The sequence below is a fragment of the Pseudomonas botevensis genome (assembly GCF_019145475.1).
GTDB classification, from domain to species: domain Bacteria; phylum Pseudomonadota; class Gammaproteobacteria; order Pseudomonadales; family Pseudomonadaceae; genus Aquipseudomonas; species Aquipseudomonas botevensis.
In genome coordinates, this window is sequence record NZ_JAHTKI010000008.1 from 131,745 (window position 1) to 154,282 (window position 22,538).

Consider the following 22,538-nt stretch of genomic DNA (forward strand, 5'->3'; position numbering starts at 1 on the left):
CCGCGAGGGGGCTGCATCGACAACACTATCCGGCAATAAAGCTCACCCGCACCTTTAACCCCGCCTGTTTGCCGTCGTGCAGCGTGATCTGCGCCAGATGCGCGCGGCAGATTTCCCCGACAATCGCCAGCCCCAGGCCTGACCCCGCCACCTGCTGATTACGCCGGTAAAACCGCTCGAACACCCGATCCCGCTCCTCCAGCGGGATTCCCGGTCCGTCGTCTTCGACCTCCAGCACCGCTGGCGCGGCCACCCGCAGAATCACGTTGCCCCCCGGCGGTGTGTGCGCCAGGGCGTTGTCCACCAGATTGCTCAGCAATTCGTTGAGCAGTGTCGGCTCGCCACGCATCCACACCGGCTCGTCCGCCTCCAGCGCCAGCGCCACTCCGCGTGCGTGGGCCAGCGGGGCCATGGCCATGCCCAGTTCTCGGGCCAACTGACTCAGATCGAGCAACTGCGCCCCGCCCTCGGCAATCGCCCGGGCGCCGTTTTCGACCCGAGCCAGGGACAGCAACTGATTGGCGAGGTGGGTCAGGCGATCGGTGCTTTGCGCGGAAGACTCCAGGGTCTCGCGCCAGGTTGGCGGTTCGCTCGAACGCAAACCCAATTCCAGACGCGCCTTGAGTGCCGCCAGCGGCGTGCGCAGTTCATGGGCGGCGTCGGCGATAAATTGCGCCTGACGCTCGAACTGCCCGCGCAGCCGTTCGGTGAAATGGTTGAGCGCGCGCACCAGCGGCCACAACTCGTGCTGTACTTCCACCAGCGGCAACGGCCGCAAGTCGTCGGGCTGACGTTCCTCCACCGCCGTACGCAAGCGCTCGATCGGGCGCAACGCGGCACTGACCGCAAACCACACCAGCAACAACGCACCAATCGCCAGCATGCCCAGACGCAACAGCGTATCGGCCGCCAGGCTGCGGGCCATGCTGACCCGCGCCTCATCGGTTTCGGCGACGCGGATTTCCGCCATGCCGTTCATGTTCGGTTCGGTGACCGCTTTGAGCAGGCTGACCACCCGCACGTTCTGGCCCTTGTACGTGGCGTTGTAGAAGCGCGCCAACGCCGGATAGCTGTCTGTGCGTGGCGTACCGGGTGGCGGGCCAGGGAGGTTTTCGTAGCCGGAAATCAGCTTCTGGTGAATGTCGTTGACCTGGTAATAAATGCGTCCGGCGCTGTCGTAGGCAAAGGTGTCGAGGGCGACGTAAGGGACATCGGCACTCAGCGTGCCGTCACGCTGCGAGAGCCCGGCGGCGATGGTTCGCGCCGAGGCCAGCAATGTGCGGTCGTAAGCGGTGTCGGCGGCTTCGCGACCGTTCCAGTAGGCACTCAAGCCGCTGGCGAGCATCAACACCACCAGCAGCAAGGCGAGGTTCCACAGCAACCGCCAGCGCAGACTGCTGGGCTTATGCATCGCGGCTTTCCAGCAGATAACCGAGGCCCCGGAACGTCACGATCGCCACCGGCTGGCCGTCGAGTTTCTTGCGCAGGCGATGGACGTAGATCTCGATCGCATCCGGGCTGGCCTCTTCGTCGAGGCCGAACACCTGGGAAGCCAGTTGCTCCTTGCTCATCACCCGACCCGGTCGCGCAATCAGCGCTTCGAGCACGGCCTGTTCGCGAGAGGTCAGCGTGAGCAGTTCTTCGCCAAGGGTGAAGCGCCGGGTATCGAGGTCGTAGGCCAGCACGCCGCAACGCTGCTGGCGCTCGCCGCCGAGCACGCTGCGGCGCAACAGGGCTTTGACCCGGGCTTCGAGTTCAGTCAGTTCGAACGGTTTGGCCAGGTAGTCGTCGGCGCCAAGATTGAGGCCATGCACCCGATCCTTCACGTCGCTGCGCGCGGTCAGCATCAGCACCGGCAGGTTTTTGCCCCGGGCACGCAGGCGCGCCAGCACTTCGAAACCGTCCATGCGTGGCAGGCCGACATCGAGGATCGCCGCGGCGTACTCCTCACTGCCCAGCGCCAGGTCGGCGGCCACGCCGTCGTGCAACACATCCACGGTCAGACCGCTGCTCTTGAGCGCCTGGGCGACGCTTTCGGCCAGTTGCAAATGGTCTTCGACGAGCAGAACACGCATGGATCGTTACCTCATTCAGGGATGGCCGACGCCACTCTTTGCGGCGGAGTTTACAGCCGCAACCGCCGCTGTGAAGCCCCGAAAACCGTGAAAGTCAGCTGAAAGGTTAGCGAAAGGTTAGCCCGTTAGAGTCGGCCCACGGACAGTTCCGACTGCCGTCGCTGCTGCCACACAGCGATCCGAAAAACGCCTCGAAGCGTTTTCGACCAATAAGAACAATAAACGGAGTACCCCGCATGCCGTCTTTGCAGACCAAGGCTCTCACGCCTGCCCGTCCTTCCCGTTTCAGCCACACCGCCCTCGCCAGCGCCGCCGCCCTTGCCGGTTTTTCACCGCTGAGCTACGCCGACTTCATCGAAGACAGCTCCGCCACGTTCGAAACCCGCAACATGTATTTCAACCGCGACTTCCGCGATGGCACCAGTGCCCAGCAGTCCAAGCGCGATGAATGGGCGCAGGGCTTCATGCTCAATCTGCAGTCGGGTTACACCGATGGCACCGTGGGGTTCGGTGTCGATGCGTTGGGGATGATGGGGGTCAAGCTCGATTCGAGCCCGGATCGCACCGGCACCGGCCTGCTGCCGACCCACGATGACGGGCGTGCAGCCGATGAATACTCCAAGCTCGGCCTGACCGGCAAAGTGAAGATTTCCGCCACCGAGTTGAAGATCGGCAGCCTGATTCCCGAACTGCCCATCCTGAAACCGAACGACGGACGCATCCTGCCGCAGACCTTCGAAGGCGGCCTGTTGACCTCCAAGGAGATCAAGAACCTGACCTTCACCGGCGGCCGCCTGGAGAAAGCCAAGGATCGCGACAGCACCGATTTCGAGGACATTGCCCTCAACAACAAGAACAGCCGTTTCGCCGGCACCGCCGCCGGCAAGCACTTCGACTTCGGCGGCGTGGACTACAAGTTCACCGACAAGATCACCGGCAGCTACCACTTCGCCCAACTCGATGAAGTCTACAACCAGCACTTTTTCGGTCTGGTCGCCTCGCGGCCGATGGGTCCCGGCACGTTCGCCAGCGACCTGCGCTTCGCGGTCAGTGACGATCAGGGCGCGGCCCGTGGCGGCAAGATCGACAACCGCTCGCTCAACGGTCTGGTCAGCTATGCCCTGAGCGGCCACAAGTTCAGCGCCGGCTATCAACACATGTCTGGCGACAGCGCATTCCCGTATGTCGATGGCAGCGACCCGTACCTGGTCAACTTCGTGCAGATCAACGACTTCGCCGGCGCCGAAGAACGCTCCTGGCAGGCACGCTACGACTTCGACTTCGCCAAACTCGGCATTCCCGGCCTGAGCTTCATGACCCGTTACCTGAGCGGCGACAACATCAAGCTCAAGAACGGCGACGAAGGCAAAGAGTGGGAGCGCAACACCGAGATCAAATATGTAGTACAAAGCGGCGCCCTCAAGGATGTCGCCGTGCGCCTGCGTAATGCCACTTACCGTTCCAACTACTCCGCTCGCGATGCCGATGAAGTGCGTCTGCTGGTGAGCTATAGCGTTGCCCTTTGGTAATTCAGTACGTCCATAACAACAACTCCCAAGGAGACTTAGATGAACTTATCACTGCGTAAAGTTGCTCTAGCCGCTGGCGTCATGCTGTTCGCCGGCCAACTGATGGCCGAACCGAAACGTCCGGAATGCATCGCACCGGCCTCCCCCGGCGGCGGTTTCGACCTGACCTGCAAACTGGCGCAAAGCGCGCTGGTCAACGAAAAACTGCTGACCAAACCGATGCGCGTCACCTACATGCCCGGCGGTGTCGGCGCGGTGGCGTACAACGCGGTGGTCGCGCAACGTCCGGCGGACGCCGGCACGCTGGTGGCGTGGTCGAGCGGTTCGCTGCTGAACCTGGCACAGGGCAAGTTCGGCCGCTTCGATGAAACCAACGTGCGCTGGCTGGCGGCGGTCGGCACCAGTTACGGCGCCATCGCGGTGAAAAGCGATTCGCCCTACAAGAACCTCGATGATCTGGTACAGGCGCTGAAGAAAGATCCAAGCTCCGTGGTGATCGGTTCCGGCGGCACCGTCGGCAGCCAGGACTGGATGCAGACCGCGCTGATCGCCAAGGCCGCCGGGATCAACCCGCGCGACCTGCGTTACGTCGCCCTCGAAGGCGGCGGCGAAATCGCCACGGCATTGCTGGGTGGTCACATCCAGGTCGGCTCCACTGACATCTCCGACTCCATGCCGCACATCCAGAGCGGCGACATGCGCCTGCTGGCGGTGTTCGCCGACAAGCGTCTCGACGAGCCGGAAATGAAAGACATCCCGACCGCCAAAGAGCAAGGCTATGACATCGTCTGGCCGGTGGTGCGCGGCTTCTACCTGGGGCCAAAAGTCAGCGATGAAGACTACGCCTGGTGGAAAGACTCCTTCGACAAACTGCTGGCTTCCGACGAGTTCGCCAAGCTGCGCGATCAGCGTGAACTGTTCCCGTTCGCCATGACCGGCCAGGAACTGGACACCTACGTGAAGAAGCAAGTCGCGGATTACAAAGTGCTGGCCAAAGAGTTCGGCCTGATTCAGTGATCCTCTCTGTCTAGCGGCCGCTGCCCCCGTTTGCGGGGCGGCGGCACAGGAGTTTCCCATGCTCTTACAACGCATTTTCGCCTCGGTGCTGTTGCTGGCCTGCGCCGGCCTGGCCCTGATGGCATGGCCGTACCAAGCGGCTTTTTCCTACGAACCGGTCGGCCCGCGCGCCTTTCCGCTGCTGATGCTCGGCCTGATGAGCGCGGCGCTGCTGTACATGGTGTTCCGCCCGGCGCCGATCAAACACAGCGAAGACGAACCGCCGCTGGATCGCGAAACCCTGACCAAGATCAGCATCTGCGTGGTGCTGCTGTTGGTGTTCGCCGGTCTGTTCGAACCCCTGGGTTTCATTCTCAGCAGCATGCTGATCGGCATTCCGATGGCGCGCCTGTACGGCGGTCGCTGGTTGCCTAGCGTGGTGGTCACAACCTTGATGGCCATCGGTCTGTACCTGCTGTTCGACCGCTTGATGGACGTGCCACTGCCGCTCGGCCTGCTCGACGTTCTGGAGAACTGATATGGATACTCTCGGATATTTGGGTCAGGGCTTCGGCGTCGCGCTGAGCCCGTACAACCTGGTCACGGCCCTGACCGGCACCCTGATCGGCACCGTGGTCGGCCTGCTGCCGGGCCTTGGCCCGATCAACGGCGTGGCACTGCTGATCCCGATTGCTTTCGCCCTCGGCCTGCCGCCGGAATCGGCGCTGATTCTCTTGGCGGCGGTGTACCTGGGTTGTGAATACGGCGGGCGGATCAGCTCGATCCTGCTGAACATTCCCGGCGAAGCCTCTACCGTGATGACCACCCTGGACGGTTACCCGATGGCCCGCCAGGGTCTGGCCGGTGTGGCATTGTCGCTGTCGGCGTGGAGTTCGTTCATCGGCGCCTTTATCGCGACCTGCGGCATGGTGCTGTTCGCCCCGCTGCTGGCGAAATGGGCGATCGCCTTCGGGCCGGCGGAATACTTCGTGCTGATGGTGTTCGCGATTGTCTGCCTCGGCGGCATGGCCGGCGACCGACCGCTGAAGACCTTTATCGCGGCGCTGATCGGTCTGTTCCTGTCCAGCGTCGGCATCGACGCCAACAGCGGTGTGTACCGTTTCACCGGCGACAACATTCACCTCACCGACGGCATTCAGTTCGTGGTGCTGGTGCTGGGCCTGTTCTCGATCAGCGAAATCCTTCTGCTGCTGGAGAAAACCCATCGCGGCCAGGAAGCGGTGAAAGCCACCGGGCGGATGATGTTCAACTTCAAGGAAGCGGCGTCGGTGTTCGTGGTGAACATCCGTTGCGGCCTGCTCGGCTTCATCATGGGCGTACTGCCGGGTGCCGGCGCGACGTTGGCGAGCGCCGTGGCCTACATGACCGAAAAACGCATCGCCGGTGCCGGCGGCAAGTTCGGCCAGGGCGACAAGCGCGGTCTCGCCGCACCGGAAACCGCCATCGGCGCTTCGGCCTGCGGCGCGCTGGTGCCGATGCTGACCCTCGGCGTTCCGGGTTCAGGCACCACGGCGGTGATGATCGGCGCTCTGTCGCTGTACAACATCACCCCAGGCCCGCTGCTGTTCCAGCAACAACCGGACATTGTCTGGGGGCTGATCGCGTCGCTGTTCATCGCCAACATCATGCTGGTAATCCTGAACATCCCGATGATCCGCATCTTCACCCGCATCCTCGCCGTGCCGAACTGGGCACTGGTGCCGGTGATCGCGATCATCACCGGGATCGGCGTCTACGCGGTGCACGCCACCACGTTCGACCTGTTCCTGATGGTCGGCATCGGCATCTTCGGCTACATCCTGCGCAAGCTCGATTTCCCGTTGTCGCCGGTGCTGCTGGGCTTCATCCTCGGCGGTCTGATGGAGCAGAACCTGCGTCGTGCGCTGTCGATTTCCAACGGCGCGCTGGACATCCTCTGGTCGAGCCCGATCACCTTCGGTGTCTGGGTTCTGACCGCGCTGATGCTGGCCTTCCCGCTGTTGCGCATCTGGCGTCGCCGCTCCGCCGCCCGCCAAGCCATCGCCGATGTCTGATCGGTCCTTCAAAACCTGGTGGGGAACCCCGCTGGTCGGTCTGCTTGGCGGTTACCTCGCCAGCCAGATCGGCTGGCCACTGCCGTGGATGGTCGGCTCGTTGCTGGCGATCATCCTGGTGCGCTGCCTGACCCCGTGGCAACTGACGGAAATCCCTGGCGGGCGCAAATGCGGCCAGTGGATCGTCGGGATCGGCATCGGCCTGCACTTCACCCCGCTGGTGATGGAGCAGGTGTTGAGTCACTTCGGCCTGATCTTCTTCGGAGCGCTGGTCACCAGCCTGTCGGCGGTGGTCGGCGTGTGGCTGATGCGCCGCACCGGCGAGGATCGCGCCACCGCGTTTTTCTCCAGCATGCCCGGCGGCTCGGGCGAGATGGTCAACCTCGGCGCGCGCAATGGCGCGATGCTCAGCCATGTCGCGGCGGGCCAGAGCCTGCGGGTGTTGGTGGTGGTGTTGTGCGTACCGGCGGCGTTCAAGTACCTGCTGGGTGACGGCACGCCGATTTCCCATGCCGGCAGCGTCGATTGGCGCTGGCTGGCGATTCTGTTTCCGGCGGGCGCCCTGCTCGCCTGGATCTGGCAGCGTCTGCGCCAGCCCAACCCTTGGCTGTTCGGGCCGCTGTTGGTCAGCGCGACGGTGAGCATTGCCTGGGATCTGCACATCGGTCTGCCCAATGGCGGCAGTCAGATTGGCCAATGGTTGATCGGCAGCGGCCTGGGTTGTCACTTCAATCGCCAGTTCTTCCGCCGCGCCCCGTCGTTCATGGGCCGGACGCTGATCGGCACGGCGCTGACCATGTTGATCGCCACCCTGGCGGCGCTGGGCCTGAGTGCGCTGACCCACCTGGACCTGCGCTCGCTGACACTGGGCATGATGCCCGGCGGGATCGCCGAAATGAGCCTGACGGCGGAAACCCTGCAACTGTCGGTGCCGCTGGTGACGGCGATGCAGGTGATGCGGCTGTTGTTCGTGCTGTTTCTGGCGGAGCCGTTGTTCAAGTACTGGAATCGCAATCCCGAGCAAGGCTGAGAGACCGACTGGCCTTCTTCACGAACAAGCCCGCTCCCACATTGGGATGTATTTCCCTGTGGAAGCGGGCTTGTTCGCGAAGAGGTCTTTCAGGCCAGCATCAGATCGACGGCAACTGCCACTGAATCGGCGCTTCGCCATTCTGCTCGAGAAACTTGTTGGTGCGGCTGAAATGCCCGCACCCCAGAAACCCGCGATAAGCCGAGAGCGGCGACGGATGCACCGACGTCAGCACCAGATGTTTGGTCGCGTCGATCAGCTTCTGCTTGCTCTGCGCATGGGAGCCCCAGAGCATGAACACCAGATGCGGCTGGCGCTGGCTGACCACTTCAATGATCCGGTCGGTGAAGAACTGCCAACCCTTGTCCTTGTGGGCATTGGCGTTGGCACGCTCGACGGTCATGGTGGTGTTGAGCATCAACACGCCCTGGTCGGCCCAGCTCTGCAAGTAACCGTGGTTGGGGATGTCGATGTTCAGGTCGCGTTTCAACTCTTTATAGATGTTGACCAGTGACGGCGGCGCCGGCACGCCCGGTTGCACCGAGAAGCACAGGCCATGGGCCTGGCCCGGGCCGTGGTACGGGTCCTGGCCGAGGATGACCACTTTCACCTTGTCCAGCGGCGTCGAATTCAGCGCGTTGAAAATCAGCGGACCCGGCGGATAGATTTCCTTGCCGGCCGCCCGCTCCTGCTGCAGAAAAGTGCGCAACTCTGCCATGTAGGGCTGGTCGAACTCAGCACGCAGTGCCTCCTTCCAGCTCGGTTCGAGTTTGATACGGTCGTCAGCAGTCATGGTCATATCCGGCAAAAACAATGGGGCGAACCCTAGGAAAGCCGACCACGCTTGTCAATTGATCTGACACAGATCCGGCACTTTCCCACACAGCGATCATACTGATCGTTCAAATTCCCGATCGAGGTCACGATGAATCTGCACTTCGAAGAACTCACCGGCACCGACGGCGCCCGCATCGGCATCGCCAGCCTGGATGCCGAAAAGTCCCTGAACGCCCTGTCCCTGCCGATGATCCACGCCCTGAGCGACAAACTGAGCGCCTGGGCCAGGGACGCGCAAATCGTCTGCGTCCTGCTGCGCGGCAACGGCGCCAAAGCCTTCTGCGCCGGCGGCGAGGTGCGCAGCCTGGTGGAAGCCTGTCGCGCTCATCCGGGGGAAGTGCCGCCGCTGGCCGCACAGTTTTTCAACGCGGAATACCGCTTGGATTACAGCCTGCACACCTACCCGAAACCCTTGATCTGCTGGGGCCACGGTTATGTGTTGGGCGGTGGCATGGGCCTGTTGCAAGGGGCGAATATACGTATCGTCACGCCGAGCAGCCGACTGGCGATGCCGGAAATCAGCATCGGCCTGTACCCGGATGTCGGCGCCAGTTGGTTTCTGTCCCGGTTACCGGGCAAGCTCGGCTTGTTTCTCGGCCTGACCGGCGCGCAGATGAACGGTCGCGATGCGATCGACCTGGATCTGGCCGACCGTTTCCTGCTCGACGAGCAACAGCAGGAGTTGATCGACGGCCTGCTGCAATTGAACTGGCAGGAACAGACCGCGATGCAACTCAACAGTCTGTTGAAGGCTCTGCAGCAAGAAGCCGTGGCGCAGATGCCGGACGCGCAGTGGTTGCCAAGGCGCCAGCAGATCGACGAATGGCTGGATGTCAGCGACGTGACCTGCGCCTGGAAAGCCATCAGCCTGCAACGCGACAGCAACGACCTGCTGATTGCCCGCGCCGCGAAGACAATGAGCGAAGGCTGTCCGCTGACGGCACACCTGGTCTGGGAACAGATCATCCGTGCCCGTCACCTGTCCCTGGCTGAAGTCTTCCAGATGGAATACACCCTGAGCCTCAATTGCTGCCGTCATCCGGAGTTCAGCGAAGGGGTGCGGGCACGGTTGCTCGACAAGGATCAGAAGCCGCACTGGCATTGGCCGGACATCGCCCGCGTACCGGAAGCGGTGGTCGAGGCGCACTTTCACAAGGTCTGGGAGGGGCGGCATCCGTTGGCGGATTTGTCGCCCTATTGACCCACCGCCACGTTTTGCAGGCACAAAAAAAGCGGCGCTCAATGCGCCGCTTTTTTGCGGGTGGTTACCAGCGGTTGCCACGACCGTTGTGGTCGCCCCTGCCGCTGTGTCGGTCATAGTCGCCGCGACCGCGATGATCGTCCCAGCCACCCCGGCGGTGGCCGTCCCAGCGTCCGCGATCATTGCCGTGCCAGCGACGGCTTTCGTAGTAGCGTGGGGCCGGTTGGTAGTAACGGGGCGCCGAGTAATAACGTGGCGCGGGTTGGTAATAGCGCGGCGCTGGCTGGTAGTAACGCGGTGCCGAGTAGTAGGTGCCGCCGCTGTAATAAGTGCCGCCACCGCCGTAGTACGCCGGCGCGGGTGATGTGTAGACCTCTGAACTGTAATAGCTGTCTGCGTAGGAATACGGAGCACAGCCGCCAAGGGTAAAAAGCATCACAGTGAACAGTACGATTCGGCGATACATGGCGGCCTCCTGGACCGCGGGTGAGCCACACCAGCGACGCTGGCAGGCGTCAGTCATTTATTCGGTGACTGACGAACTATCTGACAGCGTTTTCAGAATCTGGTGCGTTCCTGTAACAAGTTGAAACAAGTGATTAATGAAACCTTGTTCATCCGCCGACGCCCTATTCAGCCGCTGATTAATGGTGCCCACCGTGGTATCCGCCGCCGTGATAACCGCGGCCGTACCCGCCGCGATATCCGTGTCCACCGTAATAGTAATAACGGGCGCCGCCGTAGTAGCGCGGGCCGTAGTAGCCACCGTAGTAATAAGGCGAGTAATAGCCGGGATAGTAGTAAGGAGTGGAGTAGGTATCGTACGGCCCGGCGTAGTAATAACAGCCGGAAAGCCCCAGACCGAATACCGCAGCGAAAAGCGTTTGACGCAACAGTTTTGGAATACGCATGGCGGCCTCCTGAAAGACCAGCGGCCGCTACAGGACAGCGCAGCCGACACCTCTTTTGACTGATGCAACCCGATCAAGTGCCTGCCCCCGTCAGGCTTCGGATCGGCGGTGCCGGTGCGCTGCCACAGCCCTGGTGGAAGCGGGCTTGCCCGCCAAGAGGCCATATCAGACGAAACATCCATCAAAGTTGAACCACCGTCATCGCGAAGCAGTTATTTCTCGTCGCTCCCACTAGAATGCTTGCCATCGGGCCACCGCCAACGGAACTGCCAATGCCGCTCAGATCTGCGCTGTACTCCCAACGTTCATTGGTGTTGACCCTGATCGCCCTGCTCGGCGCCGGTTTCCTCGCCACGTCGTTGCTCAGTTACTACGCCTCGCGAGCGTCAATCCGCGACAGCATCGTCAACACCGAACTGCCGCTGACGTCCGATACGGTGTACTCGGAAATCCAGAAAGACCTCGTCAGACCGATCCTGATTTCCTCGATGATGTCCCGCGACACCTTCATGCGCGACTGGGTGGTCAACGGCGAACAGGACACCCAGCAGATGACCCGTTACCTCGACGAGGTCATGACCCATTACGGCGCCTACACCGCGTTCTTCGTCTCCAACGCCACCCTCACCTATTACCATGCCAAGGGCGTACTCAAGCGGGTGAAAATCGACGAGCCGCGCGATGCCTGGTACTTCCGCGTGCGTGACATGCAGGACCCCTACGAGATCAACGTCGACCCGGATCTTGCCAACAAAGACAACATGACCTTCTTCATCAACTACAAGGTCTACGACTACCACAACCGGTTCATCGGCGCGGCCGGCGTGGGCCTGACGGTGGATGCGGTGATCAAGCTGATCGACAAGTATCAACAGCGCTATCAACGCAGCGTTTATTTCGTCGACACCTTCGGCCGACTGGTGCTGACCGGCGCCGAGGGCGGGCCGGAAGGGGCGCGGGTCGGCAAAAGCCTCAACGACCTCGACAGCATGAAAAGCCTGGTCAGCCAGTTGCCCAAACCCCATAGCGGCAGCTACGAATATTCCGCCCACGGCCAGGGACATTTCCTCAACGTCCGGTTCATTCCTGAGCTGAACTGGTATCTGTTCGTCGACAAGCGCGAGGACGGCGCCCTAAGTGAAATCCGTCAGTCGCTGTACCTCAACCTGCTGATTTGCCTGCTGGTGACGCTGATTGTCCTGGCCCTGCTCAACCGGGTGATCAAGCGCTTCCAGGAAAAGATCCAGGCTCAGGCGACCCTCGACAGCCTGACCGAACTGCCCAACCGTCGCGGCTTTGACCTGCTCGCCGTGCAAGCCCTGCATGAAGCGCAGCGCGAGCCGAAACCGCTGACCGCCCTGCTGCTGGATCTGGATCACTTCAAGGCGCTGAACGATACCTATGGGCACATGGCCGGCGATCAGGTGCTGATCGGGTTCGCCCGGGATCTGCAAAGCTGCCTGCGCCATTCCGACATCGTTTGCCGCTGGGGCGGTGAGGAATTCATCGTTTTGCTGAAGGACACTGACGGCGACACCGGTCAGAAAATTGCCGAGAAGATCCGGCAACACGTCGAACAACAGGACTATGCCTACAACGGTCACACCCTGAATCTGACTGTCAGTATCGGCGCCACCACCCTGCAACGGGACGACACCTTGCACAGCCTGCTGTCCCGGGCCGATCATGCGATGTACCGGGCCAAGCAAACCGGTCGCAACCGCACCTGCGTGGAAATGCCTCACTCGACCTATGCCTGACATGACCCGACCTGACCTCTGCCCGGCCTGTGGTGCCCGCAACGACTGCACCCTGGCCGATCCCCGCACCGCCGATCACGCGTGCTGGTGCTATGGCGTCAGCATCGATCCGGCGGTACTCGAAGCGTTGCCGCCAACACTGCGCGACAAATCCTGCCTGTGCCCGCGCTGCGCTCAGGTCGAGGCGCAACTGCAAGCGGCCAAACGGCCGATCCCGTAAGATGCGCGCCCCTTTGTCTGCCGATTCCTGACCATGCGCGTCGACCGTTTCCTCAGCAACTTGCCCCGCTACAACCGTCAGCAGGTTCGTCTGTTGCTGGTGGAAAAGCGCGTGCGCATTGACGGAAAAGTCGTCAGCGATCCCCACAGCGAAGTGCTGGAATTCAGCCGCGTCGAAGTCGACGACGAGGTGCTGCAAAGCGGCAAACCCGCGCGCTACTTCATGCTGCACAAGCCCCAGGGCTGCGTCAGCGCCACCCGCGACCCGCAACATCGAACCGTGCTCGACCTGATCGACGAACCGGACAAGGACGACCTGCACATTGCCGGACGCCTGGACTTCAACACCACCGGGCTGATGCTGATCACCAACGACGGCAGTTGGTCGCGACGTCTGACCCAGCCGCAGACCAAATTGCCGAAGGTCTACTACGTCGAAACCGAGCAGGACATCGGCCCGGAATATGCGATCAAGTTCGCCGAGGGGATCTACTTCGCCTTCGAGAGCCTGACCACCCAACCGGCGCTGCTTGAAGTGCTTGGCCCGAAGGCGGCACGGCTGAGCATCGTCGAAGGTCGCTACCACCAGGTGAAGCGCATGTTCGGTTACTTCAACAACAAGGTGCTGCGCCTGCACCGTGAATCCATGGGCGAATTGCGGCTCGATGACGCGCTAAAACCGGGCGAGTATCGCGCTTTGCGCACCGAAGAGATTCATTTGTTCTAAGCCGGCGACCGCTCAGCAGAAGTTGTCGAACAATTTACCAACGGCACTTGCGCGATCCTGATCCCCCTGCTTGAATCAGGACGTCGGCCGAATTGTGACCGACGAGTCACAACATACTTCTAAGAAACTTTTTGTCGGTAGAGAGCCTCAAGGCTCCGCCTCAGCCGACAGATTGCCCGCCAATAACAATACCCGTCGACCAGCCGTTTCCGGATCGACATGGGCCTGCAAATTCCAGGCGTATGCCTACCTGTCACAAAGCTCGTGCAATCTGTTTGCGCGCCTACCCGCTTGCCAGGAGTCTTATGACATGAGGCCAGAAATCGCTGTGCTGGATATACAAGGTCAGTATCGGGTTTACACGGAGTTCTATCGCACAGACGCTGCGCAAAAGACCATTATTCTGGTCAACGGCTCAATGGCCACGACGGCGTCGTTTGCTCAAACCGTGAAAAATCTGCACCCACAATTCAATGTGGTTTGCTATGACCAGCCCTACGCGGGCAAGTCAAAAATCCACAACCGCCACGAGAAAATGCTGACGAAGGAAATCGAAGGGCAGATCCTGCTGGAGCTCATCGATCACTTCGCCGCCGAGCACGTTCTGTCGTTTTCCTGGGGCGGTGCCGCGACCATGGTCGCCCTCGCGCACCAGCCACGGCGCATCGAAAAAGCCGTGATCAGCTCGTTCTCCCCGGTGATCAACGCGCACATGCTCGACTACCTCGAGCGCGGCGTCGAACACCTCGGCAACCTGGATCGCGACCGGGTCGGGCATCTGGTCAACAACACCATCGGCAAACACCTGCCCTCATTGTTCAAGCGTTTCAACTATCGCCACGTCAGCAGCCTGGCCGAACACGAATACGGGCAGATGCACTTTCACATCAACAATGTGCTGCACAGCGATCGCCAGTGCTACTTGAACGCGGCGAAGAAAATCAACGTGCCGGTGCTGTTCATGAACGGCGAATGGGACGAGTACACCTCCGCCGAGGATGCCCGCCTGTTCGGCAACCATGTGGCGCAAAGCACGTTCACCACCCTGCAAGCCACAGGGCACTTTCTCGACATGGAACACAAATCCGCCTGCCGGGATAGCCAGAACGCACTGCTCGGCTTCCTTAAGCCGACCGAGCAGATGAGCCGGACGCGCTATCAGTTCACTCAGGATCACCATGCGCTGGCCATTTGAAAAAGTGTCATCGCGAGCAAGCCAGCGGACCTGATGCTTTTGGGTTTTTGAGGCCGCTGCGCTTGCCCGCGAATGACCGACTGCCGGTCTGCTTCAAGGCTTTCAACAGATCAAGCGCAAAGAAAACTTCTAATCCGCGCCCGAGTCTGGTACAAAGTCAGCCGCTCTGAGCGGGTGTCGTATAATGGCATTACTCCAGCTTCCCAAGCTGATAACGAGGGTTCGATTCCCTTCACCCGCTCCAATCAAATTCATGTCTCGCGTTGTGTTTTGTGACGAGGGATGCAGAAATGAAAAAACCGGCCAATGAGCCGGTTTTTTTGTGCCTGAAATTCGGGATGCAAAGTCTCCGAGGTGTTGCAGCAACGGCCTGCAACACACTCCCCGGCCCCGCGTTTTTTTGCCCTGTCTAGACTGCTTAGATCACTAAAGCCAACCATGGACAGTGACCGCTTGGTGGTTATAGTGTTGATCGCCGCAAATCAGTAGGTATAGTACCCACCAATCACATCACAAGGAGGTGTTGTGAACAGCCGTTTTTTAATCGGCCAACTCGTCGCGGACGGTTGGTATCTGGTACGGATCAGAGGCAGCCACCATCACTTCAAACACCCGACCAAACCCGGTCTGGTGACGGTGCCTCATCCGAAAAAGGATTTGCTCAAGAAGACGGCCATCAGCATTTTGCAACAGGCGCTGCTTTGACGGGTTTGAACAGCAGCCATGGAGAACAACAGATGCTCTACCCAATTGCGATTTCAATAGGTGATGAAGAACACGCCTGGGGAGTGGAGGTGCCGGACATTCCTGGCTGCTACTCCGCCGGAGACGATCTGGACGATGCGATGGCCATGGCGCGGGAAGCCATTGAAGGTCACTTCGAGATTCTCGCCGAAGACGGCGCGCCGATTCCACCCGCCAGCAAGGTCACACTGCATGCTGCCAATCCGAAGTACGCCGGTTGCACTTGGGCAGTGGTGGACATCGACGTGACCAAGTACCTGGGGAAGGCGCAGAAACTCAACATCACGTTGCCGGGTTATTTGCTTAATCGTATTGATGAATACGTGCTGCATCACCCGGAGGAAAAAAGCCGCTCGGGGTTTCTGGCATCTGCCGCGCTCAAGGTTTTGCAGAAGGGTTGATTTCAGAGCGAAAAAACCGGTCGTCATGACCGGTTTTTTTCAGGCCAGCCGAAAGCTACTCGTTCAGCTCAACGTGATCCAGCGCCTGGTTCACCGCCAACTCCGCCACCATCACTACCTGGGCAATGCCCAGCGCAGTCTTTCGGCAGGAGCTGTCCAGCGTCGCGGCAAAGTTGTTGAGCATCTCGGTCGCTGAACCCAGGGTCTCGCTGGCGTTGGCCAACAGGGATTCGGCGTTGTACTTCGGGTTGGCGAGGTACATGGGCTCGGGTTCATGGGCGCAGTGCATGATGGACGCGGACGAGACGAGGTAGTGATCGAGGGCGCGCTCAGCCGCGTCGTGGAGTTTTCTGGAGTCGATGGATTCGTAGGGCGAGGTTGGATCGGTTTCGACTTCGGGTGGGTTGGGTGTTGGTTTTTTCATAGTGTCATCCCGTTTATTTCGTGAGTGCTGACCATTCGGTTCCACGCGAAGGGTGGCAGCTGTACGCAGGTTGGAACCCGGGGAAACGGAAAACCCGGCAGACTCGAAGGCCTCCCGCGCACAGCCACCATAACGGAGTGCTCACATAAAACGTGCGCAAGCATACGTCACGAAAGGTGCTTTTACTTCCGATTATCCTCGGGGTTCCAATCCCGATCGCTGAATCAACAGCGACGACTAAAGGCTAGAGATCGGACTTCCGACGGACAACCTGAAAAGAGCGTGGGAAAGTTCGGCAAATTCGACACAACCTTTAAACATGGGACCTGTTTTGGGTTCATCCGGCAGGGCCGTACCTTCAAAAGCCCCTCACCCTAACCCTCTCCCGGAGGGAGAGGGGGCTGACCGTGTCGATCGTACGAGTTACGTAGGCCCGGGATATCGCGTCGAAACCAGAATCTGAACTGCATGAAGATCAGCGTCCTATCCCCCGAAAGAGGGCCGGGGTGAGGGGCAGGGATTGAGGCCGCACCACACAACCCCATCTCAACGCGTCGCCACAATGAATAACCGTGGAAACGGCAACAGCACCGAACCATCGGGCAACGCCGGATAGGCCCGCGCAACCGCCGCCAGATATTGTTTCAGATAATCCTCTCGCTCGGCCTCGGTCAAAGGGCTGAGAAACGGAATCAACCCACTGCCCTTGAACCACTCCACCACCCCTGCCGCGCCGCCCGACAACTGATGGTGATAAGTCGTGCGCCACACATCGACCCGCGAACAATGCGGCCGCAGCATCGAGAAGTAACCGCTGGCATCTGCCATCTCGGTGCGCTGCCCGGCAGCCCCGGCGAGTTTCCCTGCCCATGGGCCATTGGCGGCGACTTCACGCATCAGGCGATGAGACGGCTCATTGAGGTTATCCGGCATCTGGATCGCCAGACTGCCACCCGACGCCAATTTGCCCGCCAGCGCCGGCAGCAACGTCTCGTGCTCAGGCACCCACTGCAACACCGCGTTGGCGAAGATCACATCGAACGGACCTTCATCGCTCCATGCATCAATATCTGCGACCTCAAACTGCAACTGCGGCAGACGCTTGCGTGCCGCGTCGATCATGTCCGGTGAACTGTCCAGCCCTTGCACCCTGGCCTGTGGAAAAGCCTCGACCAGCAGCTCCGTCGAGTTGCCGGGACCACAACCGATATCCACCACCGACTGCGCCAGGGCCGGGGGAATCGCCGCGAGCAGATCACGGGCCGGGCGGGTGCGTTCATCTTCGAAAGCGACGTATTGTTTGGCGGACCAACTCATTGCGTTCTCCTGACACGGTGCGTTCCAGAGGTTCATTACGATACAGGCCGGGCAGGCCTCAGCTCCAGACCGACACATTTCAAACGATGTCCGCCCGGCCTTATTACCCATTCTTCGGTGCTTATCACCAGACTGACCGTTCGTCGAACCACATAAGCTCGGTTTTGACAGCATGAAAAATCTACCTATAGTCAATTTGCGGCAGGCGGAAGGAACCGCCCCATCAGCTGTCCTGCAGGGAGCAGATTCTGCTCATCTCTCGTGACCGGTGGGTTCCGTCAGTAGTGTGTTCGCAACGGCCAGTTTGGCAAGCAACGTTGTCGCACCTGAATTGCAATCAGGTGCCCACTTTGAAAAAGGAGCTTTACCATGTCTCGAGTCACGGATGTACTTGTCTCTATCGACACCGAAACCATTCTGAAAAACTATCCTGGCATCAGTAAAAATCCTGCTTCGCCAACGCTGATCGATTGGAAACATGTCTACATGGTGACCAATCAGGACAACGTGGTCAGCGGCCAGGCCGGTGGTGAACTGGATCTGAAGGCACAGGTCGGCGACCTGATTCGCTGGCGTGAAACCAGCCTGTCGCAGAGCTTCGAAAACGCGGTGATTTTCTACAAGTTCATCGGTAACCAGGGCAACGATCTGATCTCCCCGCCCTCACCGCGCAAGGCTACGGCGTGCGTTGCAGTGCCAAACACCAGCAACCCTTCAGTGCCCAGCTGCCAGAAAGTCGATAACCATTACTGGTCCTCGGAAACCCTGTCCTGCGGTCGCGTGACTTACCACTTCCACTTTCTGATCGTCGATCGCAACTGCCAGATCGTCGGCTGCTGCTCGTGGGATCCGTTCATTTCGATTCACAACTGACGACGCTTCTGGCCCCTTGTCAGCGAGGGGCCGGACCGCTCCATTGCTGCCCGGTCGGAACAGGATGTCTTACCTCGACCGAAGCGGTTGCCGTCTTGTGTCAACATCATGAAAGGAATCCATGATGACTTCCGAACCGATCCCGCCACCGTCCCCCGACGACACGAATGCCCACAATGTCCTGTTGGTCGTCGATGCCGAATCCCTGCTTTCGCGCTACCCAGAGCCCAGCCTCGATGCCGAAAACCCCACGAGCATCAGCGACGGATTCATCCTTTTTGTTGTGGGTGATATTCCGAAAGAAATTGTTACTAATGACAGCAAAATCAGACTACCCGGCACAATGGGCCGCGACATTCATTTTCGCGGCAGAACCGTCAGCCTCATCGCCGAACACAGCGTTGTGATCTACGGCATGACAGTCGATACCGACACGGTACTTTCAGCCCCTCATCTGGAAGTCCACCCGGACCTCACGATCCCCGCCCCGCAACCCGACGCCCCGAGCGAGCCGGGCAACCAGAAGGCCCATGACCATTACTGGGCGAGTACGCCCAAGGCTCCAGGCAAGGTCGAATTCGAGTTGTGCCTGATGCTGGTCAATCAGCGATGTGAGGCTGCGGGGTATTTCAAGTGGGTGGTTGAAGTCGAGGTTGCGGTTTAGCGGAAATCCGGCCAATGAGCCGGTTTTCTCAGCAGATGCAGAGCCAGGAGCTCGCGGAGCCAACAAGCATTTATAAGTAGAATTTTCCCCACTCCCCCGCTGTCAGAATTTCAGGCCCCTCCCATAAGGAACACGGCAATGAAATTCGCGAAACTTTCCCAGAAGCTCGCCCTGTGGGCGGGTAGTCCGAAGACGTTCATGGGCGCTTTGATTCTGATTGGGCTGTGGGGGTTGAGCGGGCCGATTTTCGATTACAACGACACCTGGCAACTGATCATCAACACCTCGACCACGATCATCACGTTCCTGATGGTGTTCCTGATCCAGAACACGCAGAACCGCGACACCGACATTCTGCATTTGAAGATCGACGAGCTGTTGCTGGTGACCAAGGAGGCGCAGAACGCGATGCTCGGGCTGGAAGCACTGGATCTCAAGCAATTGGAGGCGCTGCGCAAGCACTACCGGGCATTGGGCGAAGGCGAGGTGTTCAACCTTGACGGGCTGGGGGAAAAGAGCAAGCCAAAACAGGATCTGAATGAGTGCTGACAGCAAAACAGTGGCGAGGGTAGTTGCTCCCTCGCCACTGTTTTATGGTTTGTCCGGGGTCAGCGACTGGCCTGCAGTGCCCGGGCCATTTCCAGATGGTTTTGCAGTTTGGGCAGTGTCTCATCGGCGAAGGCCTTGATCTCCGGTACGTCGGTGGTCTGGGCTTCCTGCTGGATCTGCTGGATCGCTTCTTCGGTCGCCTTGACCTGACTCGCCGCGTAGGCCTGATCGAAAGTCGCGCCGTCCTTGACCTCCGGAATCAGCGCCTTGGCCTTGTCCATGACCTCCTCACGCGGGGCGACGGGCAGGTCGAGTTTCCTCGCGATCTTCGCCAGGTGCTGATTGGCGGTGGTGCGGTCATTGATGACGACGATGGTGTAGTCCTTGATCTCCTTGGACTCGGACTTTTGATGCGCCAGGCGACTGGCTTCGATGTCGGCCATGCCTTTGGCCGAGGCATCGTTGATGAAGTCGGCGGGCGACTGGGCGAAAGCGCTGCTGGCGCACAGGCCCAGCAGGGTGACAAAACTGGCGTTGCGTAATCGGGTGGCCATCCGGCTCATGGTCGCGCCCTCCTTCTCGGCACATTCAAGCGGGAGCTTGCGCTCCCGCCTCTCAATCAAAACGACCTTCACCGACTATTTCGATTTCTGAGCAGGCTTGCGGCCTGTTTCTGCTTTTGCAGGCTCTTTGTCGACCGTCGTTGTGGTGGTTTTCCCACCTTTGCGACCGGCTTCAGACGCCTTGGTTCGATCGTTGGCGAAGTTTCCCGAGTTCGAGTTTCTTGAGTTAGGCATGATTCTCTACCTCTTGGTAATGATCGTAGCGAGCAAGATGCCCGCCTAGATTGAGAATTTTGCCGACGATAAAGGTTTAGAAAAGTTGCGGTCGCCGCGACGAACGGCGACCTCACATCAGCTATCCAGCGCCCGGTGATTCTGCCGTTTGGCGGTGTACATCGCCTGGTCGGCATGACGGAACAATTCCTGCTCATGGTTGCCATGTTCGGGATAGCGGGCAACGCCAATGCTCGGCTCGATGTGCAGGTTGTGACCGTCCAGGCGCATCGGCTGCATCAGCACCTGACGGATCTTCTCGGCCACGCTGTCGGCATCGTCGGCGACATGAACGCTGTGCAACAGAATCACGAATTCGTCGCCGCCGATCCGGGCTACGGTGTCGGTTTCACGCACGCAGCCCTTGAGCCGATTGGCGACGGTCTGCAGCAACATGTCGCCCACCGCATGACCAAAAGTGTCGTTGACCTGTTTGAAGCGATCCAGATCGACATACAGCAGCGCCATATGTCCCGACTGTTCCCGGGCGCAGTTCAGCGCAGCCTTGAGTCGCTCGCGCAGCAGTTCGCGGTTGGGCAATTGGGTCAACTGGTCGTACTGGGCCATGCGTCGCAGGCGCGCGTGCAATTGCTGACGCTCGATGGCGGTGGCGACCTGGGCGCAGACGTATTGCAGCAACTCTTTGTCCTGTTCGGTGTAGCGCTCGCCGCCGGCCAGGCTTTTGACGATCAGCGCGCCGATGGTGCCGTTCTTCGAGTTAAGCGGTACACCGAGCCAGCAAGGCGAATACTGCCCCGCCACCAACGCGGCGAAATCGGCGGGCGCGTTGGGGCTGTCCGGGGTCAGCAGGATCGGCTGGCCACTGCGGATCACTTCGGCGCACAGCCGTCCGGTCACCGTTCCGGGTTGTTCGGGCTGCAACTCGTTATCGTCGACGTGATACGGGAAGTTCAGTTGCGCGCAATGCTCGTCGTACAGCGCCACGGAAAAATTCAGCGCCGGCAGCCACTCGCCGATGATCTGGTGGATGCGCTTGAACAGCGCCAGCAAATCTTCCGCCGCATGCGCCGCTTCGGAAATCGCATACAACGCCGCCTGGCGCGACTCAGCCAGTTTGCGCTCGGTGATGTCCCGGGCGACGGCAATGCGCAGTTGATCGACCTCGGACCAGCGCGCCGACCACAGGATGTGGACGACGCTACCATCCTTGCGCACGTAGCGGTTCTCGAAATTGTTTTTCGGCTCGCCGCCCATGATGTCGCGGGCGGCCGTCAGGGTGCGCTCGCGGTCGGCGGGGTGAACGAAATCGATCATCGCCTGACCGATCAACTCGTCAGGCGTGTACCCGAGAATACGCTCACAGGCCGCGCTGACGAAAACGAAGCGGCCCTGTTTGTCCACCGCGCAGACGGCATCCAGCAACAGATCGATGTAGCTCGCCAACGGCGCGGAGTTTCGGCTTTCCATGGTTCAGCGTGAGAATCCGGACAATGCAGCACTGATCAACCATCCCTGACCTGGCAACTTCGCGTCCTGCGATCGACTTCAAGCCTTGTTCGGCATCAGCCCCGGCAACGCATGCACCAACGCATTGATGGCGAAACCGATAAACATCACCCCGCACAACCGGGTAATCGCCAGTTCATGGCGCTGGTACAGGGTACGCACCTGCCGGGCACCGACGATGCCAATGAGAATAGCGTAGGCCAGCAATCCGCCGAGGAAACTCAAGGCAATCAACATCGGCAGCATCGACCAGTTGAGCAACTCGGCACGGCTCGACAGCAACGCGGTGAAAGTCGCCACCGCCACCGGGTAGGCCTTGGGGTTGGTCAGGCCGAACAGAATCCCGTGCCAGAACGGCTGGCGCGCCGCGCCCTGAGGCTGATCGCCGTTGCTGCGCTTGGCCCGCACCGCACGCCAGCCGAGCCAGAACAGGTACAGACCGCTGAGCACACCGAGGACGTCGAAGGCGGTGCTGCCGATTTCCCGGGCGCCGACAATCGCGACCAACGCGGTGCTGCACCAGACCACGTCCCCCAGCAGATGACCACAGAGAAATCCCGCGCCCGCCCGGCGCCCACGCGCCGCGCCGATGCCGAACACCGCCAGCACACCCGGCCCCGGTGTGATGCCGTAGATGAATCCCGAGGCCAGCACGGCCATAAGCAACGATGGAGTCATGGAAAAACCTGCAAGCGCCATAAAACGTGGCCGTCAGTCTATCCCAGCGAT

26 protein-coding genes and 1 tRNA gene are annotated in these 22,538 nt (G+C 60.4%); 16 read left to right on the top strand and 11 right to left on the bottom strand.

The genetic code is table 11. The features are described from left to right. Window positions 1–25: 25 nt before the first annotated feature. Window positions 26–1,411 (bottom strand): sensor histidine kinase, encoded by a 1,386-nt coding sequence (locus tag KVQ74_RS12710; RefSeq protein ID WP_217831425.1) that lies wholly within the window; start codon window positions 1,409–1,411, stop codon window positions 26–28. Next, window positions 1,404–2,075: a response regulator gene (locus tag KVQ74_RS12715; RefSeq protein ID WP_217831426.1), complete on the bottom strand. Its 672-nt coding sequence runs from the start codon at window positions 2,073–2,075 to the stop codon at window positions 1,404–1,406. Before KVQ74_RS12715 ends, KVQ74_RS12710 begins: the two co-directional genes overlap by 8 nt. Before the next feature lie 236 nt (window positions 2,076–2,311). Between KVQ74_RS12715 and KVQ74_RS12720 the strand changes: the two genes are divergently transcribed. From KVQ74_RS12720 to KVQ74_RS12740, 5 genes are read left to right on the top strand one after another with little or no spacing between them, the layout of a single operon-like run. Beyond that, window positions 2,312–3,604: an OprD family porin gene (locus KVQ74_RS12720; protein ID WP_217831427.1), complete on the top strand. Its 1,293-nt coding sequence runs from the start codon at window positions 2,312–2,314 to the stop codon at window positions 3,602–3,604. Between the two features lie 39 nt (window positions 3,605–3,643). Beyond that, entirely contained in the window at window positions 3,644–4,621 is a 978-nt protein-coding gene (locus KVQ74_RS12725; RefSeq protein WP_217831428.1) for a Bug family tripartite tricarboxylate transporter substrate binding protein, read from the top strand. A gap of 58 nt (window positions 4,622–4,679) precedes the next feature. Further along, the gene (locus tag KVQ74_RS12730; protein ID WP_217831429.1) at window positions 4,680–5,138 is read left to right on the top strand and encodes a tripartite tricarboxylate transporter TctB family protein; all 459 of its coding nucleotides are present in this window, start codon (window positions 4,680–4,682) and stop codon (window positions 5,136–5,138) included. A gap of 1 nt (window position 5,139) precedes the next feature. Beyond that, on the top strand, window positions 5,140–6,654 hold the full coding sequence (locus KVQ74_RS12735; RefSeq protein ID WP_217831430.1) for a tripartite tricarboxylate transporter permease: 1,515 nt from the start codon (window positions 5,140–5,142) through the stop codon (window positions 6,652–6,654). Continuing rightward, a complete protein-coding gene (locus KVQ74_RS12740; RefSeq protein ID WP_217831431.1) occupies window positions 6,647–7,684 on the top strand; it encodes an AbrB family transcriptional regulator in 1,038 nt (345 codons plus the stop codon). Before KVQ74_RS12735 ends, KVQ74_RS12740 begins: the two co-directional genes overlap by 8 nt. A gap of 100 nt (window positions 7,685–7,784) precedes the next feature. Here KVQ74_RS12740 and ung read toward each other — a convergent pair whose 3' ends face one another. Next, complete coding sequence (gene ung, locus KVQ74_RS12745) at window positions 7,785–8,477, bottom strand: uracil-DNA glycosylase (RefSeq protein WP_217831432.1); 693 nt, start codon at window positions 8,475–8,477, stop codon at window positions 7,785–7,787. Between the two features lie 132 nt (window positions 8,478–8,609). Between ung and KVQ74_RS12750 the strand changes: the two genes are divergently transcribed. After that, entirely contained in the window at window positions 8,610–9,722 is a 1,113-nt protein-coding gene (locus KVQ74_RS12750) for an enoyl-CoA hydratase/isomerase family protein (protein ID WP_217831433.1), read from the top strand. A 64-nt stretch (window positions 9,723–9,786) separates the two neighbouring features. On the opposite strand, the gene KVQ74_RS12755 is transcribed toward KVQ74_RS12750, so the two are convergent. Together KVQ74_RS12755 and KVQ74_RS12760 are read right to left on the bottom strand one after the other, a co-directional pair. Next, window positions 9,787–10,188: a hypothetical protein gene (locus KVQ74_RS12755; protein ID WP_217831434.1), complete on the bottom strand. Its 402-nt coding sequence runs from the start codon at window positions 10,186–10,188 to the stop codon at window positions 9,787–9,789. A 178-nt stretch (window positions 10,189–10,366) separates the two neighbouring features. Beyond that, window positions 10,367–10,633: a hypothetical protein gene (locus tag KVQ74_RS12760; RefSeq protein ID WP_217831435.1), complete on the bottom strand. Its 267-nt coding sequence runs from the start codon at window positions 10,631–10,633 to the stop codon at window positions 10,367–10,369. A gap of 272 nt (window positions 10,634–10,905) precedes the next feature. Here KVQ74_RS12760 and KVQ74_RS12765 point away from each other — a divergent pair, with 272 nt between their 5' ends. From KVQ74_RS12765 to KVQ74_RS12795, 7 genes are all read left to right on the top strand, one after another. Beyond that, complete coding sequence (locus KVQ74_RS12765; protein ID WP_217831436.1) at window positions 10,906–12,393, top strand: sensor domain-containing diguanylate cyclase; 1,488 nt, start codon at window positions 10,906–10,908, stop codon at window positions 12,391–12,393. Between the two features lies 1 nt (window position 12,394). After that, the gene (locus KVQ74_RS12770) at window positions 12,395–12,613 is read left to right on the top strand and encodes a cysteine-rich CWC family protein (RefSeq protein ID WP_217831437.1); all 219 of its coding nucleotides are present in this window, start codon (window positions 12,395–12,397) and stop codon (window positions 12,611–12,613) included. Window positions 12,614–12,646: 33 nt separating this feature from the next. Beyond that, a complete protein-coding gene (locus tag KVQ74_RS12775; RefSeq protein ID WP_217831438.1) occupies window positions 12,647–13,339 on the top strand; it encodes a pseudouridine synthase in 693 nt (230 codons plus the stop codon). A 310-nt stretch (window positions 13,340–13,649) separates the two neighbouring features. Further along, window positions 13,650–14,534 (top strand): alpha/beta fold hydrolase, encoded by an 885-nt coding sequence (locus KVQ74_RS12780; RefSeq protein WP_217831439.1) that lies wholly within the window; start codon window positions 13,650–13,652, stop codon window positions 14,532–14,534. Between the two features lie 170 nt (window positions 14,535–14,704). Next, a tRNA-Gly gene (locus KVQ74_RS12785) sits at window positions 14,705–14,778 on the top strand. Window positions 14,779–15,059: 281 nt separating this feature from the next. Next, the gene (locus tag KVQ74_RS12790) at window positions 15,060–15,239 is read left to right on the top strand and encodes a type II toxin-antitoxin system HicA family toxin (RefSeq protein ID WP_085710214.1); all 180 of its coding nucleotides are present in this window, start codon (window positions 15,060–15,062) and stop codon (window positions 15,237–15,239) included. Between the two features lie 32 nt (window positions 15,240–15,271). Next, window positions 15,272–15,679 carry a type II toxin-antitoxin system HicB family antitoxin gene (locus tag KVQ74_RS12795; protein ID WP_217831440.1) on the top strand — a complete coding sequence of 136 codons (408 nt, stop codon included), beginning with the start codon at window positions 15,272–15,274 and terminating at the stop codon, window positions 15,677–15,679. A 55-nt stretch (window positions 15,680–15,734) separates the two neighbouring features. On the opposite strand, the gene KVQ74_RS12800 is transcribed toward KVQ74_RS12795, so the two are convergent. Then, window positions 15,735–16,103: a DUF6124 family protein gene (locus KVQ74_RS12800; RefSeq protein ID WP_217831441.1), complete on the bottom strand. Its 369-nt coding sequence runs from the start codon at window positions 16,101–16,103 to the stop codon at window positions 15,735–15,737. A 546-nt stretch (window positions 16,104–16,649) separates the two neighbouring features. Beyond that, window positions 16,650–17,420, bottom strand: a complete 771-nt coding sequence (gene tam / locus KVQ74_RS12805; protein ID WP_217831442.1) for a trans-aconitate 2-methyltransferase — start codon at window positions 17,418–17,420, stop codon at window positions 16,650–16,652. A 369-nt stretch (window positions 17,421–17,789) separates the two neighbouring features. Between tam and KVQ74_RS12810 the strand changes: the two genes are divergently transcribed. From KVQ74_RS12810 to KVQ74_RS12820, 3 genes are all read left to right on the top strand, one after another. After that, on the top strand, window positions 17,790–18,293 hold the full coding sequence (locus KVQ74_RS12810) for an inclusion body family protein (RefSeq protein ID WP_217831443.1): 504 nt from the start codon (window positions 17,790–17,792) through the stop codon (window positions 18,291–18,293). A gap of 124 nt (window positions 18,294–18,417) precedes the next feature. Then, a complete protein-coding gene (locus tag KVQ74_RS12815; RefSeq protein ID WP_217831444.1) occupies window positions 18,418–18,957 on the top strand; it encodes an AidA/PixA family protein in 540 nt (179 codons plus the stop codon). 138 nt (window positions 18,958–19,095) lie between these two features. Continuing rightward, complete coding sequence (locus tag KVQ74_RS12820; protein WP_217831445.1) at window positions 19,096–19,506, top strand: low affinity iron permease family protein; 411 nt, start codon at window positions 19,096–19,098, stop codon at window positions 19,504–19,506. Window positions 19,507–19,565: 59 nt separating this feature from the next. Here KVQ74_RS12820 and KVQ74_RS12825 read toward each other — a convergent pair whose 3' ends face one another. The 4 genes from KVQ74_RS12825 to KVQ74_RS12840 all read right to left on the bottom strand — a co-directional run bounded on the left by KVQ74_RS12825 (window position 19,566) and on the right by KVQ74_RS12840 (window position 22,487). Further along, on the bottom strand, window positions 19,566–20,069 hold the full coding sequence (locus KVQ74_RS12825) for a DUF4142 domain-containing protein (RefSeq protein ID WP_217831446.1): 504 nt from the start codon (window positions 20,067–20,069) through the stop codon (window positions 19,566–19,568). Between the two features lie 75 nt (window positions 20,070–20,144). Continuing rightward, window positions 20,145–20,303 (bottom strand): KGG domain-containing protein, encoded by a 159-nt coding sequence (locus KVQ74_RS12830; protein ID WP_108590648.1) that lies wholly within the window; start codon window positions 20,301–20,303, stop codon window positions 20,145–20,147. A gap of 117 nt (window positions 20,304–20,420) precedes the next feature. Next, window positions 20,421–21,770 (bottom strand): sensor domain-containing protein, encoded by a 1,350-nt coding sequence (locus KVQ74_RS12835; protein ID WP_217831447.1) that lies wholly within the window; start codon window positions 21,768–21,770, stop codon window positions 20,421–20,423. Window positions 21,771–21,848: 78 nt separating this feature from the next. After that, window positions 21,849–22,487: a LysE family translocator gene (locus KVQ74_RS12840; RefSeq protein ID WP_217831448.1), complete on the bottom strand. Its 639-nt coding sequence runs from the start codon at window positions 22,485–22,487 to the stop codon at window positions 21,849–21,851. Window positions 22,488–22,538: the final 51 nt, after the last annotated feature.

Excerpts from the sequence above, each read along its gene's own strand:
- KVQ74_RS12730 (WP_217831429.1), top strand. The coding sequence starts at position 4,680 with ATGCTCTTACAACGCATTTTCGCCTCGGTGCTGTTGCTGGCCTGCGCC.
- KVQ74_RS12815 (WP_217831444.1), top strand. The coding sequence starts at position 18,418 with ATGACTTCCGAACCGATCCCGCCACCGTCCCCCGACGACACGAATGCC.
- KVQ74_RS12720 (WP_217831427.1), top strand. The coding sequence starts at position 2,312 with ATGCCGTCTTTGCAGACCAAGGCTCTCACGCCTGCCCGTCCTTCCCGT.
- KVQ74_RS12830 (WP_108590648.1), bottom strand. The coding sequence starts at position 20,303 with ATGCCTAACTCAAGAAACTCGAACTCGGGAAACTTCGCCAACGATCGA.
- KVQ74_RS12780 (WP_217831439.1), top strand. The coding sequence starts at position 13,650 with ATGAGGCCAGAAATCGCTGTGCTGGATATACAAGGTCAGTATCGGGTT.
- KVQ74_RS12825 (WP_217831446.1), bottom strand. The coding sequence starts at position 20,069 with ATGAGCCGGATGGCCACCCGATTACGCAACGCCAGTTTTGTCACCCTG.
- KVQ74_RS12840 (WP_217831448.1), bottom strand. The coding sequence starts at position 22,487 with ATGACTCCATCGTTGCTTATGGCCGTGCTGGCCTCGGGATTCATCTAC.
- KVQ74_RS12775 (WP_217831438.1), top strand. The coding sequence starts at position 12,647 with ATGCGCGTCGACCGTTTCCTCAGCAACTTGCCCCGCTACAACCGTCAG.
- KVQ74_RS12760 (WP_217831435.1), bottom strand. The coding sequence starts at position 10,633 with ATGCGTATTCCAAAACTGTTGCGTCAAACGCTTTTCGCTGCGGTATTC.
- KVQ74_RS12715 (WP_217831426.1), bottom strand. The coding sequence starts at position 2,075 with ATGCGTGTTCTGCTCGTCGAAGACCATTTGCAACTGGCCGAAAGCGTC.
- KVQ74_RS12750 (WP_217831433.1), top strand. The coding sequence starts at position 8,610 with ATGAATCTGCACTTCGAAGAACTCACCGGCACCGACGGCGCCCGCATC.
- KVQ74_RS12740 (WP_217831431.1), top strand. The coding sequence starts at position 6,647 with ATGTCTGATCGGTCCTTCAAAACCTGGTGGGGAACCCCGCTGGTCGGT.
- KVQ74_RS12725 (WP_217831428.1), top strand. The coding sequence starts at position 3,644 with ATGAACTTATCACTGCGTAAAGTTGCTCTAGCCGCTGGCGTCATGCTG.
- KVQ74_RS12800 (WP_217831441.1), bottom strand. The coding sequence starts at position 16,103 with ATGAAAAAACCAACACCCAACCCACCCGAAGTCGAAACCGATCCAACC.
- KVQ74_RS12765 (WP_217831436.1), top strand. The coding sequence starts at position 10,906 with ATGCCGCTCAGATCTGCGCTGTACTCCCAACGTTCATTGGTGTTGACC.
- KVQ74_RS12735 (WP_217831430.1), top strand. The coding sequence starts at position 5,140 with ATGGATACTCTCGGATATTTGGGTCAGGGCTTCGGCGTCGCGCTGAGC.
- tam (WP_217831442.1), bottom strand. The coding sequence starts at position 17,420 with ATGAGTTGGTCCGCCAAACAATACGTCGCTTTCGAAGATGAACGCACC.
- KVQ74_RS12810 (WP_217831443.1), top strand. The coding sequence starts at position 17,790 with ATGTCTCGAGTCACGGATGTACTTGTCTCTATCGACACCGAAACCATT.
- KVQ74_RS12710 (WP_217831425.1), bottom strand. The coding sequence starts at position 1,411 with ATGCATAAGCCCAGCAGTCTGCGCTGGCGGTTGCTGTGGAACCTCGCC.
- KVQ74_RS12820 (WP_217831445.1), top strand. The coding sequence starts at position 19,096 with ATGAAATTCGCGAAACTTTCCCAGAAGCTCGCCCTGTGGGCGGGTAGT.
- KVQ74_RS12835 (WP_217831447.1), bottom strand. The coding sequence starts at position 21,770 with ATGGAAAGCCGAAACTCCGCGCCGTTGGCGAGCTACATCGATCTGTTG.
- KVQ74_RS12795 (WP_217831440.1), top strand. The coding sequence starts at position 15,272 with ATGCTCTACCCAATTGCGATTTCAATAGGTGATGAAGAACACGCCTGG.
- KVQ74_RS12770 (WP_217831437.1), top strand. The coding sequence starts at position 12,395 with ATGACCCGACCTGACCTCTGCCCGGCCTGTGGTGCCCGCAACGACTGC.
- ung (WP_217831432.1), bottom strand. The coding sequence starts at position 8,477 with ATGACTGCTGACGACCGTATCAAACTCGAACCGAGCTGGAAGGAGGCA.
- KVQ74_RS12755 (WP_217831434.1), bottom strand. The coding sequence starts at position 10,188 with ATGTATCGCCGAATCGTACTGTTCACTGTGATGCTTTTTACCCTTGGC.